The organism is Pseudarthrobacter sp. MEB009 (assembly GCF_030208875.1).
Classification (GTDB): Bacteria; Actinomycetota; Actinomycetes; order Actinomycetales; family Micrococcaceae; genus Arthrobacter.
Genome location: NZ_JARVTC010000006.1, coordinates 1 through 15,961, shown reverse-complemented (window position 1 = coordinate 15,961; position 15,961 = coordinate 1). Strand labels below are relative to the sequence as shown.

Sequence of the window (15,961 nt, the reverse complement as noted above, 5' to 3'; positions counted from 1 at the left end):
GGAAAATTCCAGGAAGGAGGAGGCGTTGTGGTGTGCGGGCCGGGCGTCAGCCGCGCAGGGTAGTCTTCCCTGCCCGGCACTTCAGCGGGGGCTGAAGCCCATCTTCGCGCTGATGGCCAGGCCGGCTTCCCGCAGGTCCGCAATGAGCGCGGGGTCGTCCTCCGGCATAAACCGGAACGCCGGGCCGGAGATGCTCAGGGCTGCGATGACCTTGCCTACGTGGTTGTAGACGGGCACGGCCATGGCGGTCAGGCCAAGTTCGAACTCTTCATGAACCACCGCGTAGCCGTTGCGGGAGACCCCCAGCAGTTGCTTTTCCAGTTCCGCGCGGTTGGTGATGGTGAGCGGCGTACGGGCTGACAGGCCCACCGTCCTTAATATTTGCTCCCGCTCATCCGCGGAGAGGCCGGCGAGCAGGACCTTGCCGCTTGAGGTGGCATGCAGGGGTGTCAGGCTGCCCACCCAGTCGTAGGTGGCGAGGGTTGACGGCCCCATGGCCTGGTCCACGTTGACGGCATAGTTGGAGCGCAGCACGGCCAGATTCACCGTTTCCTTGTGGTCCGCGGCGAGTTTTTCCAGGATGGACCCGGCCTCGTGCACCAGGCTGAGCCGCCCGGGAATGGAGGCTGCCAGCCGCAGGATGCCAAAGCCCAGCTGGTACTTCCCGCGCTCGCTGTTCTGGCGGACCATTTCCCGGCCCACCAGTGACCCAACCAGCCTTGAGACCGTTGACTTGTGGATGCCCATTTGCTCGGCGATCTCGGTGACGCCGGCGTCACCTTGCCTGGCAAGGATTTCCAGGATCTGCAGGGCGCGGTCGACGGACTGGACGCCCCCGCCTTGTGAGTCGGCGTCCTTTTCGGTATCGGGGTCATTGCGTGCGGCCATGATGCCTCGTGTCGTTTTGCCATGTCAGGCGCCGGGCCGGAAGCCTGATGCTGCCTCTTCTTCCTCATCCTAGTCCGACTCAGGTGCCGGACTTTTGCGGCTTCTTTTGGCGGAGCGGCGGCCTTCCCCCACGGGTTCCTGGGATTAAAAGCGGAAGGGCACCCCCGGGCGGGGATGCCCTTCCGGACGCAACGCCCCACCGGGGTGGGCCGGCACCACGTCAAAGTCCGGCGTGGGTTACCACGCCTGCCGGTTGGCGCGGACGTGCCAGCCGGTCCCGGCCGGCGTAGACGTTCAGGCTGGTTCCCCTGCTGAAGCCGACCAGGGTCAGGCCGGTCTCAGCGGCCAGGTCCACGGCCAGGCTCGAGGGGGCGCTCACGGCGGCCAGCACGGGAATGCCGGCCAGGGCGGCTTTCTGGACCAGTTCGAAGGAGGCCCGTCCGGAAACCTGCAGCACGGTCCCGCGCAGGGGCAGCATGTCCTGCCGCAGGGCCCAGCCCACCACCTTGTCCACGGCGTTGTGCCGGCCCACGTCTTCCCGAAGGCACAGCAGTTCGGGCTGTCCTGCCTCATCCACCCGGAACAACCCCGCGGCATGGACGCCGCCGGTCTTCTCGAACAGCGCCTGCGCCTCGCGCAGCCGGTCGGGAAGTTCCGCGAGGACGTCCACGGGAATCCGGAACGGGTCCTGCGCGGCGTCGAAGTGAATGGTCTTACGGACGGCCTCAATGGAATCGGTGCCGCAGATGCCGCAGGAGCTCGAGGTATACACGTGGCGCATGGTGTCCGGCATCGGCACGTCAGGCCGCAACTGGGCTTCGACCACGTTGAACGTCTGCCTGCCTTCGGTTTCGCCTGCGCAGAAGCGGAGGGAGACCAGCTCGTCCTGCCGGCGGATGATGCCTTCGGAGACCAGGAATCCGGCCACCAGGTCAAAATCATCCCCTGGGGTCCGCATGGTGACGGAGAAGGAACGGCCGCCCACCCGTATTTCCAGGGGTTCCTCGGCCGCCAGCACGTCCTCCGTGAACCGGACGGGGTATTCGGTGCCGCTGCTGTCCACCCGGAAGCGGTGGATCCTCCGGCGCTGGGTCATGCGTGCCAAGGCGTATCCTGTCGTCGCTGGTCCGGGCTCCAGGGGAGCGGGAGGTAAGGAACCGGGCCGCCCGAATCGACCCCGGCAGGTGGGACCACCAGCACACCGTCGGCCCTGGCCAGGCCCCGCATCATGCCCGAGCCTGTGTGCTCCGTGGGGAAGGCCAGCCCCTGGATCATTTTGCAGGGCAGGAGCCGGGTCCGGCCTGGCGCGGGTTCGATGTCGTTGCCGGAGACCACCTGGTCAAGTGCCGGCAGGGGCATGTTTCCCAAGGCAGCCAGGAGCGGGGCGCCGATGCTGAGGAGGGCCATCAGGGCGGCCAACGGGTTTCCGGGCAGCCCAACGATGAATCGTCCGTCCGGGAGCTCCGCGAGAACTGCCGGGTGGCCCGGTCGCATGGCCACGCCGTCCAGCAGCAGCCGGCCGCCGAGCGCGGCCACAGCGGCCCGGAAGTGGTCAGTGGCCGACCGGCCGGTTCCGCCGGTGGTGATGGTGACGTCCGCTGGTGTTCCGGCGGAAGCAGGAGCGCCAAGGGCTGCGAGCCACTCGTTGCAGGAGTCCCCGATCCTGAGCGGATCTCCGGGAGTGCCGCCCAGCATGGAAACGATCGTTCCCAGCTGCGGACCGAAGGTGTCCCTGACCTGGCCCGGCGCGGGCACGCCGGAGGTGATCACCTCGGATCCGGTCAGCACGACGGCGACCGACGGTTTGGCCTGGACCTGGACTGTGTCGTGGCCTGCTACCGCGGCCAAGGCCACGTGCGCGGGGTTGAGCACGGTGCCGCGCGGGATGAGCACTTCACCCGCAGTGGCCTCCTCCCCTGCGGGACGGATGTGCTGGGCGCGCCGTGGTTCGCCGGGCTTCGCGTCGGCATTGAGCGAGAGGACCGGCCTGCCGGCAGCAGCCAGGAACACCTGGCCGCTCTCCTTGCGGAGGATGGCCTCGGCGCCGCCGGGTACCAGCCCGCCGGTGGCGATAACAGAAGCCTGGCCCACTGACAGGTGCTGCCCTGGTCCGGTAAGGATCCACGGGCCGGTGCCGTTCACGGCCCAGCCGTCCATGGCGGACGAGGCGTAGTGGGGGAGGCTTTGCAGGGCGGTGACGGCGCGGGTCAGGGTGCGCCCGGTTGCCGCCACGAGGGGTACGTCCACCGGCGCCAACGGGATTGCGCACTCGAAGGCCAACCGGCGTGCCTCGGTCCACCCTGGGGACGCGGCCGGGGCTGCCGGCTGCTGGAAAGCGCCGATGTCGACGGGGAGGTCATGGGTGAGCATCCATGCCGCCTTCCTGGATATTGTGATGCGCTGGGGATGTGGTGGTGCGTGGCACTGCTGCTGCGGACGATCCGCACCGCGTGTCAGGCCTTGACGTAGCCGTTGGGGTTCAGGACGAACTTGGTTGCTGCACCGGCGTCGAATTCCGCGTACCCGCTGGCCGCCTCTTCGAGCGGAATGGCCTTGGCGTTGACGGCCTTGGCAATCTGGACCCTGTTGTGCAGGATGGCCGTCATCAGCTGGCGGTTGTACTTCATCACGGGACACTGGCCGGTGGTGAAGGACAGCGACTTGGCCCACCCGGTGCCCAGGGACAGCGAGAGGGAACCGCGCTGGGCGGACTCGTCGATGCCGCCCGGATCGCCGGTGACGTAGAGGCCGGGGATGCCCAGGGAGCCGCCGGCTGCGGTGAGGTCCATCAGGGAATTCAGCACGGTGGCTGGGGCTTCGTGGGATGCATCCCGGCCGTGGCCGCGGGCCTCGAAGCCAACGGCATCCACGCCGCAGTCCACCTCCGGGATGCCAAGGAGCTGCTCGACCTGGTCCTTCGGGTCCCCCTTGGTGACGTTGACGGTTTCGCAGCCGAAGGACCGGGCCTGGGCCAGGCGTTTCTCGTTCATGTCGCCGACAATGACCACTGCAGCACCGAGGAGCTGGGCGCTCGCTGCCGCGGCAAGGCCTACGGGTCCGGCGCCGGCGACGTAAACGGTGGAGCCGACGCCGACCCCGGCGGTGACGGCGCCGTGGAAGCCGGTGGGGAAGATATCGGAGAGCATGGTCAGGTCCATGATTTTTTCGAGGGCCTGGTCCCGGTCCGGGAACCGCAGCAGGTTCCAGTCGGCGTAAGGGACCAGGACGTATTCGGCCTGGCCGCCCACCCAGCCGCCCATGTCCACGTAGCCGTAGGCGGAGCCGGGGCGGTCCGGGTTCACGTTCAGGCAGATCCCGGTTTTGCCTTCTTTACAGTTCCGGCAGCGGCCGCAGGAGATGTTGAAGGGGACCGAGACGATGTCGCCGACCTTGATGAACTCAACGTCGGGACCCACCTCGATGACTTCCCCCGTGATCTCGTGGCCAAGCACCAGGTCCCGTGGGGCCGTGGTGCGGCCGCGGACCATGTGCTGGTCCGAGCCGCAGATGTTGGTGGTCACGGTGCGCAGGATGGCTCCGTGCGGGACCTTGCGGCCCACGTTGGCAGGGTTGACGCCGGGCCCGTCCCTGAGTTCAAGCGTTGGGTAGTCGGTATCGATGATCTCGACGATGCCAGGTTCCTTAAAAGCGACGGCTCTGTTTCCTGGCATGTGCGCTCCTTTGGGCAGGCGTGGTGCGGGGGCGGGATGTGCCGCCTTGTGCCCGAAAGCGATGCTTCGACGGTCACCTCCCCAGGTTTCAGGCGCCGTAGCGCCGTAACGTCGAAGCATCGTTCACGGGAACGAGGCGGCCCATCACTGGGATGCTGGTATTTCGAGAAGTACCGAATAGATATATCAGTTACATACTATGGCGGCCGTGAAGGCCTGTCCAGAGGTTCCTACCGGCCGTGGATCAGGCTGAGCGCCTCAGCCCGGGCTGCCGGAAGCCGCAGTTCGCCGCGCACGGCTGAAGTGATCGTCTTGGCACCCGGTTTGCGGATTCCCCGCATCGACATGCAGAGATGTTCGCATTCCACCACGGCGATCGCCCCGAGGGGCCGCAGCGAAGTCACCAGGGCATCCACCACCTGGGTGGTGAGCCGCTCCTGGACCTGCGGCCTGCGGGCGTAGACGTCAACCAGCCTGGCCAGCTTGCTCAGCCCCGTAACCAGCCCCTCCGCCGACGGGATGTAGCCAACATGGGCCACCCCGTGGAAGGGCACCAGGTGATGCTCGCAGGTTGAGTAGAAGGGAATGTCCTTGACGATGACCATTTCGCCATGGCCAAGGTCGAAGGTTTTATCCAGCACGGCCAGGGGATCCTCGTGGAGGCCGCCAAACATTTCCCCTGCCGCCCGGGCCACCCGGGCAGGTGTGTCCACCAGGCCGGGCCTGTCAGGGTCCTCGCCGATGGCCAGCAGGTATTCGCGGATGGCCCGTTCCGCGCGGACCAGGTCCACGCCCTTGGTGGGCAGGGCCGTCGCCGTGGCGGCGCTCATTGTCCGGCCCTTTCGAGGCGGACGACGACCGACTTGGACGTGGGGGTTCCGCTGGTGTCCGCCACCGATTCCAGCGGCACCAGGACGTTGGTTTCGGGATAGTAGGCGGCCGCGCACCCCTTGGGGGTGGAATACGAAACGATGCGGAAGTTCTCCGCGCGGCGCTCGATGCCCTGGAATTCGGAGATCAGGTGGACCATCTCGCCGTCAGCGAAGCCCAGCTCTGTGATGTCGTTTTCGTTGACCAGGACCACGCGCCGGCCGCCATGGATCCCGCGGTAGCGGTCGTCCTTGCCGTAGATGGTGGTGTTGTACTGGTCGTGTGAGCGCAGTGTCTGGAGGATAAGCCGGCCCTCGGGGACCTTGAGGTACTCCAGTTCATTGCCCGTGAAGTGCGCCTTGCCGGAGGCAGTGTCGAACTTCCTGGCATCCCGGGGCGGGTGCGGCAGGACGAACCCGCCCGGATGCTGGATCCGTGCCTCGAAGTCCTCGAAACCGTCAAAGACGGCTTCGATGTGCTTCCGGATCAGGGTGTAATCGTCCCGGAGCGAAAGCCAAGCGGCTTTGGGGGTGTTGGGCAGCGGGATGTTGTTGCTGTCGGTGAAGAGTTTCGCGGCGAGGTTGCAGACAATCGCCACCTCGGAGTGGAGATGCTCGCTGGCAGGCTTGATGCGTCCGCGCGAGGCGTGGACGGCGCTCATGGAATCCTCCACGGTGACCCGCTGGTCGCCGGTGGCCTGGGTGTCTTTTTCCGTGCGCCCAAGGGTCGGCAAGATCAGGGCCCGCTGGCCCGTGGACACATGGGAGTGGTTCAGTTTGGTGGAGATCTGTACGGTCAGGCGTGTGTTGGCCAGGGCCTGCTCCGTGACCTCGGAATCCGGCGCTGCCCTGACAAAGTTGCCACCCATTCCCACAAACACGCGGACTTTGCCGTCGCGCATGGCACGGATGGCTGCCACGGTATCAAAGCCGTGTTCCCGGGGGGAGCGGAACCCGAACTCGTGGTCCAGCCGGTCGTGGAATGCCTCCGGCATCTTCTCGAAGATGCCCATGGTGCGGTCGCCTTGGACGTTCGAATGGCCACGGACCGGGCACACTCCGGCGCCGGGCTTGCCGATGTTGCCCTGGAGCAGCAGGACGTTGACGACATCCTTGAGGGTGGGGACGGAATGCTTGTGCTGCGTCAGGCCCATGGCCCAGCAGACGATCGTGGCGCTTGAGGCCAGGAGCCGCTCGCCGGCCGCGTGGATCTGCTCCAGTGTCAGCCCGGTGGCCTCAACGATGTCATCCCATTCGGCCTTTTCGAGGTATCGCAGGTAATCATCAAGGCCCACCGTGTGGTCATTGATGAATCCGTGGTCCAGGACGGTGGACAGGCCGGGGGTGTTCCGGCCCTGCGCCTCGGCCTCGAGGAGGTACTTGCCCAGCCCCTGGAACAGGGCCTGGTCACCGCCGGCCCGGATCTGCAGGAAGTCGTCCGTCAGCTGGATGCCCTTGACCATGCCGGAGACGTGCTGCGGGTTTTCGAAGTGCAGCAGGCCTGCCTCGGGGAGCGGGTTGACGGAGATGATGTACGCGCCGTTTTTCTTCGCCTTCTCCAGTGCGCTGAGCATCCGCGGGTGGTTGGTCCCCGGATTCTGGCCGGCCACAAAAATCAGCGACGCTGTCTCCAGGTCGTGCAGGCTGACGGAACCCTTGCCGATCCCGATGGTTTCAACGAGGGCCGAGCCGGAGGACTCGTGGCACATGTTGGAACAGTCCGGCAGGTTGTTGGTGCCCAGCCCGCGCACCAGGAGCTGGTACGCGAACGCTGCTTCATTCGAAGTCCGGCCGGAGGTGTAAAACACCGCCTGGTCGGGATTGTCCATGTCCCTCAGTTCCTGGGCCACCAGGTCGTAGGCTTCGTCCCATGCGATGGGCCGGTAGTGGGTGGCACCCGCATCCAGGAACATCGGGTGGGTCAGGCGGCCCTGCTGGCCCAGCCAGTAGTCGTCGCGTTCCTTCAGGCTGGCGATGGAGTGCTGGGCGAAAAACTCCGGGGTGACGCGCCGGCGGGTACCCTCTTCGGCCACGGCTTTGGCGCCGTTTTCGCAGAACTCGGCAGCGTTGCGTTTCTCGTGTTCAGGCCACGCGCAGCCCATGCAGTCGAAGCCGTCCACCTGGTTCACGGCCAGCAGCGTCTGCACGCTGCGCAGCGGTCCCATCTGCTGGAGCGAAATTTTCAGGGCGTTGGCGACGGCGGGTATGCCGACTGCCGTTTTTTTGGGTTTGGTCAGAGTCAGCTTTGACTCATCGATGTTGTCGCGGGGGGCCTTCGAAGCCATGTGGACTATCCCTTCAGGTCCGGGCGGGAAAAATCGGGTCGGGGGCGGTGCCGGTCGGCAAAGCCAGGGGAGCGCCCTGGAGGAGTCCGGGCAGATTGTGGAAGTCGTTAAAGGCGTACACATTGAAGCCGGCAAACAAGGGGTCCCCTGCCAGTTCCCGGTGGAGGTCGCGGATCAGTTGGGAACTGTCATAGTGCAGGAGGTCATGCCGCTTCCACAGTGCGCGGGCCATGCCGGTCCCGCGGGCCAGCTTGAGGGAGCGGCCCACCCCCAGGCGTGCGCCCATGGTCAGGAGCTTTTTGGTGGAAACCGGGCCCGGTACGCCCACCCAGACAGGCAGCTCGATTCCGCTGCTGCGGAGCGTCCTGAAGTACTGGCCGATGGTCTTCGCGGAGAAGCACATCTGCGTGACCATGCAGGAGGCCAGGGGCGCCTTGGCTTCAAGGCTGTGCTTCAGCTGGTCCGCGCTGAGCCCGGGGTGGCCCTCGGGGTAGCCGGCGATGCCCACGGACATGTCAGGTGAAAAGGCCTTGATGGCTTCGAGAAGCTGCCCGCTCCACGCGTAAGGACCGGCAGGGCTCCGGCGGTCGCCGGCAACAGCGAACAAGTCCTGGATCCCGGCGGCCTGCAACTGCTCCAGCATCCCGGTCAGTCCGACATGGCTGGTGATGCTCCGCGCAGCGAGATGGGGCACCGTCCGGTAGCCGTGCGCGGCGAGCTCGATTGACGCCGCGACGGTCCGCTCGGGGCCGTGGTGCGGAAGGCATGTCACGCTGACCAAACCGGGCGCTCCGAAAACGGCGGGGAGCCGCTCCAGCAGGTCGGCAGAGGGAGCGACTTCCAGCCGCACCTGCGGCACAGCTCCGTGGCTCATCGTTCTCCGTTCTTTGGTGGACCTGGGCTGCCTCCAGTGTGCGGCAACCGGCACATTTGCAAAGGCAATCCTGACATTTCTATCCGGATTTATTGATATATTAGATCTGGGAATACTATGTTCCTGGAGCGTCCCAGTCAAGGCTCCGTCATACGGTCGAAGGGACCTGAACGTGAACAGCAGCAGCGGACTACCCGTCGAAACCGGCGGCGCTGAGGTGCCGCCACGCCAGGACGACGAGACTTTTGCCGACTACGCCTACCGGGTTCTTTGCGATGAACTGATCGTCCTGGACATCAAGCCGGGAGAGCCGCTCAACGACGACGTTATCTCCCGGCGGCTCGGTGTTGGCCGCACGCCGATCCGGGAAGCCATGAAACGGCTGGAAGGCGATCACCTGGTGGTGGCTTACCCTCGCCGGGGGACGTTCGCCTCCGGAGTGGATATTACGGACATGGCCGAAATCTCCGAGATCCGTCAGCTGCTGGAACCAGCCGCAGCGGCGCGGGCCGCGCGGGTGGCCTCGCCCAGGGTGAAGCAGGAACTGAAGGAGTTCGCCCGGGAGGTGGACCAGCTCCTGGCCGGCCGGTTGGCGCAGCGGGACCTTATGCGCCTGGACATGAGGGTCCACCGGACCATCTACCGGGCGGCGGGGAGCCGGCACCTGGAAGACGTCCTGATCCGCTACGACAACCTGGCCACCAGGATCTGGAGCCTCGTCCTGGAAAAGCTGCCTCCGGTCTCGGAACACATTGCCCAACACATCGAGCTGCTTGAATGCATCGCCGATGGAGACGTTGAAGCCTCTGCCCGGCTGACCGCCAAGCACGTCTCTGAATTCGAGAACCTGATCCGGGCGGTCCTCTAAGCCACGGGAAGCCGGCCGGCCAGTGACTGCGCCCGGGCGGCCTCTGCAGTGTGCAGCAGCAGCAGCGCCGTGGTGACGGAGCCGACGCCCCCGGGAACGGGAGTCAGCGCAGCTGCGACGCCCCGGACGCTTGTTTCATCCACATCGCCCACCAGGGATCCGTCGGCCAGGACGTTGGTCCCGACGTCGATCACTACTGCCTTGGCAGACACGTGGCCGCCGGTCAGCAGGCCCGTCCGTCCGGCGGCGACCACCACGATGTCAGCAGCCCTGGTGTACGTCTCCAAAGGACCCGACTTCGAGTGGCACACCGTGATGGCGGCGTCCCTTTCGAGCAGCAGCAGGGCCAGCGGCTTTCCCACCACAGCGGAACGGCCAACCACAACAACGTTCCGCCCCGCCACGGGGATGTCGTAGTGGTCAAGGATCTCCACCACGGCGCGTGCGGTGGCAGGAGCGAACGCCGGCTGGCCTACGGCCAGGCGGCCCAGGCTCAAGGGGTTCGCACCGTCGACGTCCTTCTCCGGGGCGATCAGGCCCACCAGCTCATCGATCCGGACGCCCCGGGGCAGGGGGGTCTGCAGGATGATGCCGTTGACGGACGGCTCAGAGCTCAAGTCCCCCAGCACGCTGGCCAGTACCTGCTCGGTGGCGTCGTGGCCCAGGTCAATGATCCGGCAGCCGACGCCGGCGCGTTCCGCTGCCCGCTCGATGGACCGGACGTACCAGTGCGTTGATTCGTCGTCCGTGGCCACCACAACAGCGAGGGTAGGGTGCAGGCCGTCGTTTTCCAGGGCGCGGGCTTCGTCCTGGGCCCGCTGCTTGATCAGCCCGGCCAGGCTCTTCCCGGAGAGCAATGCAGTGTTCAACTGAGGATCCTTTCGCGGACGCGTGCCACGAGCCTGTCCGCGGCCAGGACGGTCTTTTCTTCGAGTCCGTCTGTTTGTTCCGACAGCGCCGTGCGCACCCCGGGGTCCTTGATGGCCACGACGTTGATGTCGATGTTGATGCGGGCGGTGGTTGCGGCTGCCCGTGCGGCGTCGGCAGCGGCGGCGATGTCGCTGATGACGCTGGCGTTGGCTACCTCGAACAGTTCGGCTGCAAGGTCCACCACTTCTCCGGCGAGCGTAATGAGCTGCGCGGGGGTCCGGGCAGCCCGGACGAGGGCGTCCCGGATTCCCGCCGCCTTCGCGGTTTTGAGTGCCTCGGTATCGGTGGGGAGCTTGTAGGCGTCAATGACGCCCTGGAAGGCGACCTCGTCGGCGTCGGCAAGGTGCAGGGCCTCATCGCGGAGCCGGTCGGCAACTTCAATGATGCGCTGCACGGTCCCGGCGTGCTGCTCGTACTTGCCGCCGGTGGTGTAGCGGCCAACCATGGCGACCAGCGCGGCGCCCTGGGCAGCGTGAAGTGCCGCTGCTGCGCCTCCGCCGGGAGTCGGCTGGCGGGCCGCAAGCCTGGCGAGATAATCGGAGATTGTTTCTGAACTGATCATGGGTCCGTTCCTGGCTGGGGCTGGGTATGCCCGAAGGGAAGGGACGCGGCGCGGACCCCGGTTGCGAGGGGAGGGTCCGCGCCGCGTCCCTGGTGGATGGCCCTGCGGACTGTTAGCCGCGGAGCCTGGACATGGTGGGGTCGTACAGCGGATCAGCCGTAACGGTGGCCTGGATACGCCGGCCGAAGTACTCAATTTCCACGGCGTCTCCCACGGACACCGCAGCCGGCAGGTAGGCGTAGGCGATTGGCTTGGCAACGGTGTAGCCGTAGGCCGCGCTGGTGACGTAGCCAACTGCCTGGTCCTTGTAGAACACCGGTTCCTTGCCCAGCACAATGCTGCGTCCGTCGTCGACGGTCAGGCAGCGGAGCCGGCGGGTGGAGCTCTCCTCGGAGCGGCCTTCCAGCGCGGCCTTTCCGACGAAGTCGTCCTTGGTCATCTTCACGGCGAAGCCAAGGCCGGCTTCGTAGGGATCGTGCTCGGTGGTCATGTCGGTGCCCCATGAGCGGTAGCCCTTTTCCAGGCGCAGTGAGCTGAACGCGGCGCGGCCTGCGGCGATGACGCCGAACGGCTGGCCAGCCTTCCACAGAGCGTCCCAGAGGCGCTGGCCGTTGTCTGCGCTGGTGTACAGTTCCCAGCCCAGTTCGCCAACGTAGGACAGGCGCATGGCGGTGACGGTGACGCCGCCGATGACGACCTTCTTGGACCGGAAGTAGCGCAGGCCGTCGTTGGAGAAGTCGTCGTTGCTGACGGTGCCGATGAGGTCCCGGGCGAGGGGGCCCCAGAGGCCGATGCAGCAGGTCCCGCCGGTGGTGTCGCGGACCTGGACCCAGTCGCTGGCCGTGCCGTTTTCGGTCTGGTGGCGGGCGGCCCGCTCGAAGTAGGCGGTGTCGATGTTTCCGTTGGCGCCGAGCTGGAACGTGTCTTCGCTCAAACGGGCCACGGTGATGTCGCTTCGGACGCCACCGGCGTGGTCCAGCAGGAGGGTGTAGGTGACGGCGCCGGGCTTCTTGGACATGTCGGCGGTGGTCAGCTCCTGCAGCAGCTTCATGGCTCCGGGGCCGGAGACCTCGAGGCGCTTGAGCGGGGTCATGTCGTACATGGCCACTGCCGTACGGGTCTTCCACGCTTCCGCGGCGGCGATGGGTGAGCTGAACATGGCCGACCAGGCGTCGCGGGCCGGCGGCTGCCAATCGGCAGGCATCTCCTTGAGGAGGTCGGCGTTGGCTTCGAACCAGTAGGGACGCTCCCAGCCGGCGCCTTCGAGGAAGACTCCGCCCAGGGCCTTGTGCCTGGCGTGGAACGGGCTCACCCGGAGGTTGCGCGGGGAAAGCTTGGGCTGCAGCGGGTGCAGGACGTCGTAGATTTCCACGAAGTTCTGCTGGGAGGTTTCACTGACGTATTCGGGGGTCAGCTGGACCTCTTCGAAGCGGTGGATGTCGCAGTCACCGAGGTCGATGGAGGACTTGCCGGTGGTCAGCAGTTCGGCCACGGCGCGGGCGATGCCGGCGGAGTGGGTTACCCACACGGCTTCGGCGACGAAGAAGCCGTCCAGTTCCTTCGACTCGCCCACCAGCGAACCGCCGTCGGGGGTGAATGAGAAGATGCCGTTGAAGCCGTCTTCGATTTCGCTTTCCCGCAGGGCAGGAAGCAGCTGCTTGGTGGCTTCCCATGCCGGGAGGAAGTCCTCGAGCGTGAAGTCGAGCCGGGAAGGCATGTTGTGTTCGCTGATGCTGCTGGGCTCGTACTTGCCCAGCTCGTCCAGGTCCACGGGCATGGGCCGGTGGGCGTAGGAGCCGATACCGTAGCGGTCGCCGTGCTCGCGGTAGTAGAGGTCCTGGTCCTGGTGGCGGAGGATCGGCAGCGTGGCGCCGTTCGGCAGCGGGTTGCGGCCCTCCTGCGCGGGGACCGGAGTGGTTTTGACGTACTGGTGGGCCAGGGGAAGGAGCGGGACCGACATGCCGATCAGTTCGCCGACCTTTGCGCCCCAGAATCCGGCGCAGGAGACCACGATGTCAGCCGGGATCACGCCGTCGGGCGTCTCGACGCCCGTGACCCGCTGGCCGGACTGTTCGATGCCGGTGACCTCTGTGTTGCCCAGGTACGTTACGCCGGCGGCTTCGGTCCGCTTGATCAGCAGCTGCACGGCGCGCGCGGCGTTGGCCAGGCCATCGGAGGGAACGTGGAGGCCGCCCAGGATGTCCTCGTCGTTGATCAGGGGGTAAAGCTCCTTGCACTCGGCGCGGCTGAGGATCTTGCCTTCGATGCCCCAGGCAGCGGCATAACCGAGCTTGCGCTTGAGGTCGGTCAGGCGGGTCTCCGTGGTGGCCACTTCCAGGCCGCCCACCTGGTTAAAGCAGCTGACGCCGTCTTCAGTGAGGGAAAGGAGCTTCTCCACGGTGTACTTGGCGAACAGTGCCATGGACTTGGAAGCGTTGGTCTGGAAGACCAGGCCGGGGGCGTGGGACGTGGAGCCGCCCGGCATGTTGAGGGGACCCTGGTCCAGGACCGTGATGTTGTTCCACCCGCGGGTGACAAGTTCGTCGGCGAGGTTGGTGCCAACGATTCCAGCTCCGATGATGACAATGCGAGGCGTCGATGCCATGTGGTTTCTCCTGCTGATGTTCGTGTGTGGGCGATGCCGGGTTTTGCTGGTGGTTACCGGAATACCACGGTGCTGGTTTGGTCCAGCAGCACGCGGTGTTCACAGTGCCAGCGCACGGCACGGGACAGGGCCAGTGCTTCCGCATCCTGACCGATGGTCGAAAGGGTGGTGGGTCCGTACGTGTGGTCCACCCGGATGACTTCCTGCTCGATGATCGGGCCCTCGTCCAGGTCCGCAGTGACGTAGTGCGCCGTGGCACCGACGAGCTTGACGCCACGGTCGTAGGCCTGGTGGTAAGGCCGGGCGCCCTTGAAGCCGGGGAGGAAGGAATGGTGGATGTTGATGGCCCTTCCCTCCAGGGAGCGGCAAAGGTCGTTGGAAAGCACCTGCATGTAGCGTGCCAGCACCACGAGGTCGATGTGGTGCTCGTCCACCAGGTCCAGCAGCTGACGCTCCGCGTCCGCCTTCGTGTCAGGCGTCACCGGGATGTAGACGAACTCGAGTCCGGCGGCCTCCGCCATTGCCCGGTGGGTTTCGTGGTTGGAAACCACCAGGACGAGGTCCCCGCCCAGGCTGCCACCGCGCCAGCGGAAGATCAGGTCATTGAGGCAGTGGCCGAACTTTGAGACCATGACCAGGACGCGCTGCTTGGTTTGGTCATGGAAGCTGAACTTCATGTCGAACCGCTCAGCGATGGGCCGGAACTCTTCTTCGAGCTGGTCCGGCGAGTACGCAGAGGTTTGGGAAAAAGCAGTGCGGAGGTGCAGTGTCTGGCGCAGGCCGTCGTCGAACTGCTGGTGCTCGTCGATGTTGAAGCCGCGTTCAAACAGGAAGGTGGTGACTGCCTGCACGATGCCAGCGCGTTCGCCGCACGACAGTGTGAGCACGAACTTCTGCACCGGCGTCTCCGATGCTGCATGAGGCTTGGTCAGGGTGCTTGCAGATGAGCCGGTATCCACGAGGGTCACGGGTCCTCCTTCAGATATATTCCTAGGTTCTAAACTGATATATTAGAATTGTGACCTAGCGTATACTGGTCATTGGGTGCGGTCAATAGGCATTCGTGACCCAAGGGAAGAGGGGGTGCCGCCGTGGCATTTGAATATCTGGCATTTGCGGATGCAACAGTTGGAAAGTCGCTGGCGGACGTTGCGTACGCCAAGATCCGGGACCGCCTGGTGATGCTGGATATCAAGCCCGGCGACCTGCTTAACGACGACCTCCTCGCCAAGGACCTTGGCGTGGGGCGCACACCCGTGCGGGAGGCCCTGAAGCGCCTCGAGCTGGACCGCCTGGTGGTCACCTACCCCCGCCGCGGAACCTTCGCCACGAGGGTGGAGGTGACGGACCTTGCGTTCATCTCCGAGATCCGGGCCCAGCTGGAGCCCCTGGCTGCTGCCCGTGCAGCGCGGGTGGCGTCGCCGGCAACCCGGGCGCACCTGCGCAGCGTGGTGGCCGAGGTCGAAGCCTATGACGTGGGCTCCGCCTCGGTGGTGGAGACCCTGCGCCTTGACGCCAGTGTCCACCGGGGTATCTATGCGGCGGCAGCAAACCCGCACCTGGAGGATGTCCTGATCCGGTACGACAACCTTGCCACCCGGATCTGGTGCATGGTCCTTGACCGGCTGCCGGATCTCTCCCACCATGTCCGGGAGCACCTGGACCTCCTGGCTGCCGTGATTGACGGCGATGAGGACAGGGCGGCCGAGCTGGCGCGCGTCCACGTCAGCGGCTTTGAACATGCTGTCCGGCAGGCACTCTTCGCCGCGTAGGCCGGGGCATGGAAAGCTGTTGACACCCCTCTTGGCGGGTAGGATACTTGATCTCCGAACTAATATATCAAAAGGATATTAGACCCGAGACCAGGAGAAATCATGGTTGGTGTACCTCTTACCGGCGGCAGCCGGGTGAAGCGCGGCATGGCCGAGATGCTCAAGGGCGGCGTCATTATGGACGTTGTCAACGTTGAACAGGCCCGCATCGCCGAGGACGCCGGTGCCGTGGCCGTGATGGCCCTGGAACGCGTTCCGGCCGACATCCGCGCCCAGGGCGGCGTCTCCCGCATGTCCGATCCCGACATGATTGACGCCATCATCGATGCCGTGTCCGTCCCGGTCATGGCCAAGGCCCGGATCGGCCACTTTGTCGAAGCCCAGGTCCTGCAGTCCCTCGGTGTTGACTACATCGACGAATCCGAGGTCCTGACCCCGGCCGACTACGTCAACCACATCGACAAGTGGAACTTCAGGGTCCCGTTCGTCTGCGGCGCCACCAACCTGGGTGAGGCACTGCGGCGCATCAACGAGGGCGCGGCGATGATCCGGTCCAAGGGCGAGGCCGGCACCGGCGACGTATCCAATGCCACCGGCCACATGCGCCAGATCCGTTCCGAGATCGCCAAGCTCGCGG

Annotated in this window: 14 protein-coding genes; 3 read left to right on the top strand and 11 right to left on the bottom strand. The window is 65.8% G+C overall.

Annotated features, from left to right (window positions below; all coding sequences use genetic code 11):
- Nucleotides 1–81: 81 nt before the first annotated feature.
- From QRN07_RS04905 to QRN07_RS04875, 7 genes are all read right to left on the bottom strand, one after another.
- Nucleotides 82–888 carry an IclR family transcriptional regulator gene (locus QRN07_RS04905; RefSeq protein WP_056595509.1) on the bottom strand — a complete coding sequence of 269 codons (807 nt, stop codon included), beginning with the start codon at nucleotides 886–888 and terminating at the stop codon, nucleotides 82–84.
- Nucleotides 889–1,108: 220 nt separating this feature from the next.
- Complete coding sequence (gene fdhD, locus QRN07_RS04900) at nucleotides 1,109–1,993, bottom strand: formate dehydrogenase accessory sulfurtransferase FdhD (RefSeq protein ID WP_285240502.1); 885 nt, start codon at nucleotides 1,991–1,993, stop codon at nucleotides 1,109–1,111.
- Entirely contained in the window at nucleotides 1,981–3,258 is a 1,278-nt protein-coding gene (locus QRN07_RS04895) for a molybdopterin molybdotransferase MoeA (RefSeq protein ID WP_285240501.1), read from the bottom strand. Before QRN07_RS04895 ends, fdhD begins: the two co-directional genes overlap by 13 nt.
- An 83-nt stretch (nucleotides 3,259–3,341) precedes the next feature.
- On the bottom strand, nucleotides 3,342–4,559 hold the full coding sequence (fdhA, locus tag QRN07_RS04890) for a formaldehyde dehydrogenase, glutathione-independent (RefSeq protein ID WP_285240500.1): 1,218 nt from the start codon (nucleotides 4,557–4,559) through the stop codon (nucleotides 3,342–3,344).
- A 230-nt stretch (nucleotides 4,560–4,789) separates the two neighbouring features.
- Nucleotides 4,790–5,389, bottom strand: coding sequence for a GTP cyclohydrolase I FolE (gene folE, locus QRN07_RS04885; RefSeq protein WP_285240499.1), 600 nt, complete (start codon nucleotides 5,387–5,389; stop codon nucleotides 4,790–4,792).
- Complete coding sequence (locus tag QRN07_RS04880; protein ID WP_050687822.1) at nucleotides 5,386–7,713, bottom strand: FdhF/YdeP family oxidoreductase; 2,328 nt, start codon at nucleotides 7,711–7,713, stop codon at nucleotides 5,386–5,388. Before QRN07_RS04880 ends, folE begins: the two co-directional genes overlap by 4 nt.
- A gap of 13 nt (nucleotides 7,714–7,726) precedes the next feature.
- Nucleotides 7,727–8,587 carry a methylenetetrahydrofolate reductase gene (locus tag QRN07_RS04875; RefSeq protein ID WP_285240498.1) on the bottom strand — a complete coding sequence of 287 codons (861 nt, stop codon included), beginning with the start codon at nucleotides 8,585–8,587 and terminating at the stop codon, nucleotides 7,727–7,729.
- A gap of 217 nt (nucleotides 8,588–8,804) precedes the next feature.
- Here QRN07_RS04875 and QRN07_RS04870 point away from each other — a divergent pair, with 217 nt between their 5' ends.
- Entirely contained in the window at nucleotides 8,805–9,455 is a 651-nt protein-coding gene (locus QRN07_RS04870; RefSeq protein WP_056595813.1) for a GntR family transcriptional regulator, read from the top strand.
- Here QRN07_RS04870 and QRN07_RS04865 read toward each other — a convergent pair.
- From QRN07_RS04865 to purU, 4 genes are all read right to left on the bottom strand, one after another.
- On the bottom strand, nucleotides 9,452–10,324 hold the full coding sequence (locus tag QRN07_RS04865) for a bifunctional 5,10-methylenetetrahydrofolate dehydrogenase/5,10-methenyltetrahydrofolate cyclohydrolase (RefSeq protein WP_285240497.1): 873 nt from the start codon (nucleotides 10,322–10,324) through the stop codon (nucleotides 9,452–9,454). The genes QRN07_RS04870 and QRN07_RS04865 overlap by 4 nt on opposite strands.
- The gene (locus QRN07_RS04860) at nucleotides 10,321–10,947 is read right to left on the bottom strand and encodes a cyclodeaminase/cyclohydrolase family protein (protein ID WP_056595496.1); all 627 of its coding nucleotides are present in this window, start codon (nucleotides 10,945–10,947) and stop codon (nucleotides 10,321–10,323) included. The genes QRN07_RS04865 and QRN07_RS04860 overlap by 4 nt, the downstream gene beginning before the upstream one ends.
- A 112-nt stretch (nucleotides 10,948–11,059) precedes the next feature.
- Nucleotides 11,060–13,552 (bottom strand): GcvT family protein, encoded by a 2,493-nt coding sequence (locus QRN07_RS04855; protein WP_056595493.1) that lies wholly within the window; start codon nucleotides 13,550–13,552, stop codon nucleotides 11,060–11,062.
- A gap of 53 nt (nucleotides 13,553–13,605) precedes the next feature.
- Nucleotides 13,606–14,520, bottom strand: a complete 915-nt coding sequence (gene purU, locus QRN07_RS04850; RefSeq protein WP_285240496.1) for a formyltetrahydrofolate deformylase — start codon at nucleotides 14,518–14,520, stop codon at nucleotides 13,606–13,608.
- Between the two features lie 123 nt (nucleotides 14,521–14,643).
- Between purU and QRN07_RS04845 the strand changes: the two genes are divergently transcribed.
- Together QRN07_RS04845 and QRN07_RS04840 are read left to right on the top strand one after the other, a co-directional pair.
- The gene (locus QRN07_RS04845; RefSeq protein WP_050687827.1) at nucleotides 14,644–15,324 is read left to right on the top strand and encodes a GntR family transcriptional regulator; all 681 of its coding nucleotides are present in this window, start codon (nucleotides 14,644–14,646) and stop codon (nucleotides 15,322–15,324) included.
- A gap of 102 nt (nucleotides 15,325–15,426) precedes the next feature.
- A partial coding sequence (locus QRN07_RS04840) for a beta/alpha barrel domain-containing protein (RefSeq protein ID WP_502934779.1) occupies nucleotides 15,427–15,961 on the top strand: 535 nt, incomplete at its 3' end.

Coding starts and splice junctions, on each gene's coding strand:
- QRN07_RS04905 (WP_056595509.1), bottom strand. CDS start 888: ATGGCCGCACGCAATGACCCCGATACCGAAAAGGACGCCGACTCACAA.
- QRN07_RS04895 (WP_285240501.1), bottom strand. CDS start 3,258: ATGCTCACCCATGACCTCCCCGTCGACATCGGCGCTTTCCAGCAGCCG.
- fdhA (WP_285240500.1), bottom strand. CDS start 4,559: ATGCCAGGAAACAGAGCCGTCGCTTTTAAGGAACCTGGCATCGTCGAG.
- folE (WP_285240499.1), bottom strand. CDS start 5,389: ATGAGCGCCGCCACGGCGACGGCCCTGCCCACCAAGGGCGTGGACCTG.
- QRN07_RS04880 (WP_050687822.1), bottom strand. CDS start 7,713: ATGGCTTCGAAGGCCCCCCGCGACAACATCGATGAGTCAAAGCTGACT.
- QRN07_RS04875 (WP_285240498.1), bottom strand. CDS start 8,587: ATGAGCCACGGAGCTGTGCCGCAGGTGCGGCTGGAAGTCGCTCCCTCT.
- QRN07_RS04860 (WP_056595496.1), bottom strand. CDS start 10,947: ATGATCAGTTCAGAAACAATCTCCGATTATCTCGCCAGGCTTGCGGCC.
- QRN07_RS04855 (WP_056595493.1), bottom strand. CDS start 13,552: ATGGCATCGACGCCTCGCATTGTCATCATCGGAGCTGGAATCGTTGGC.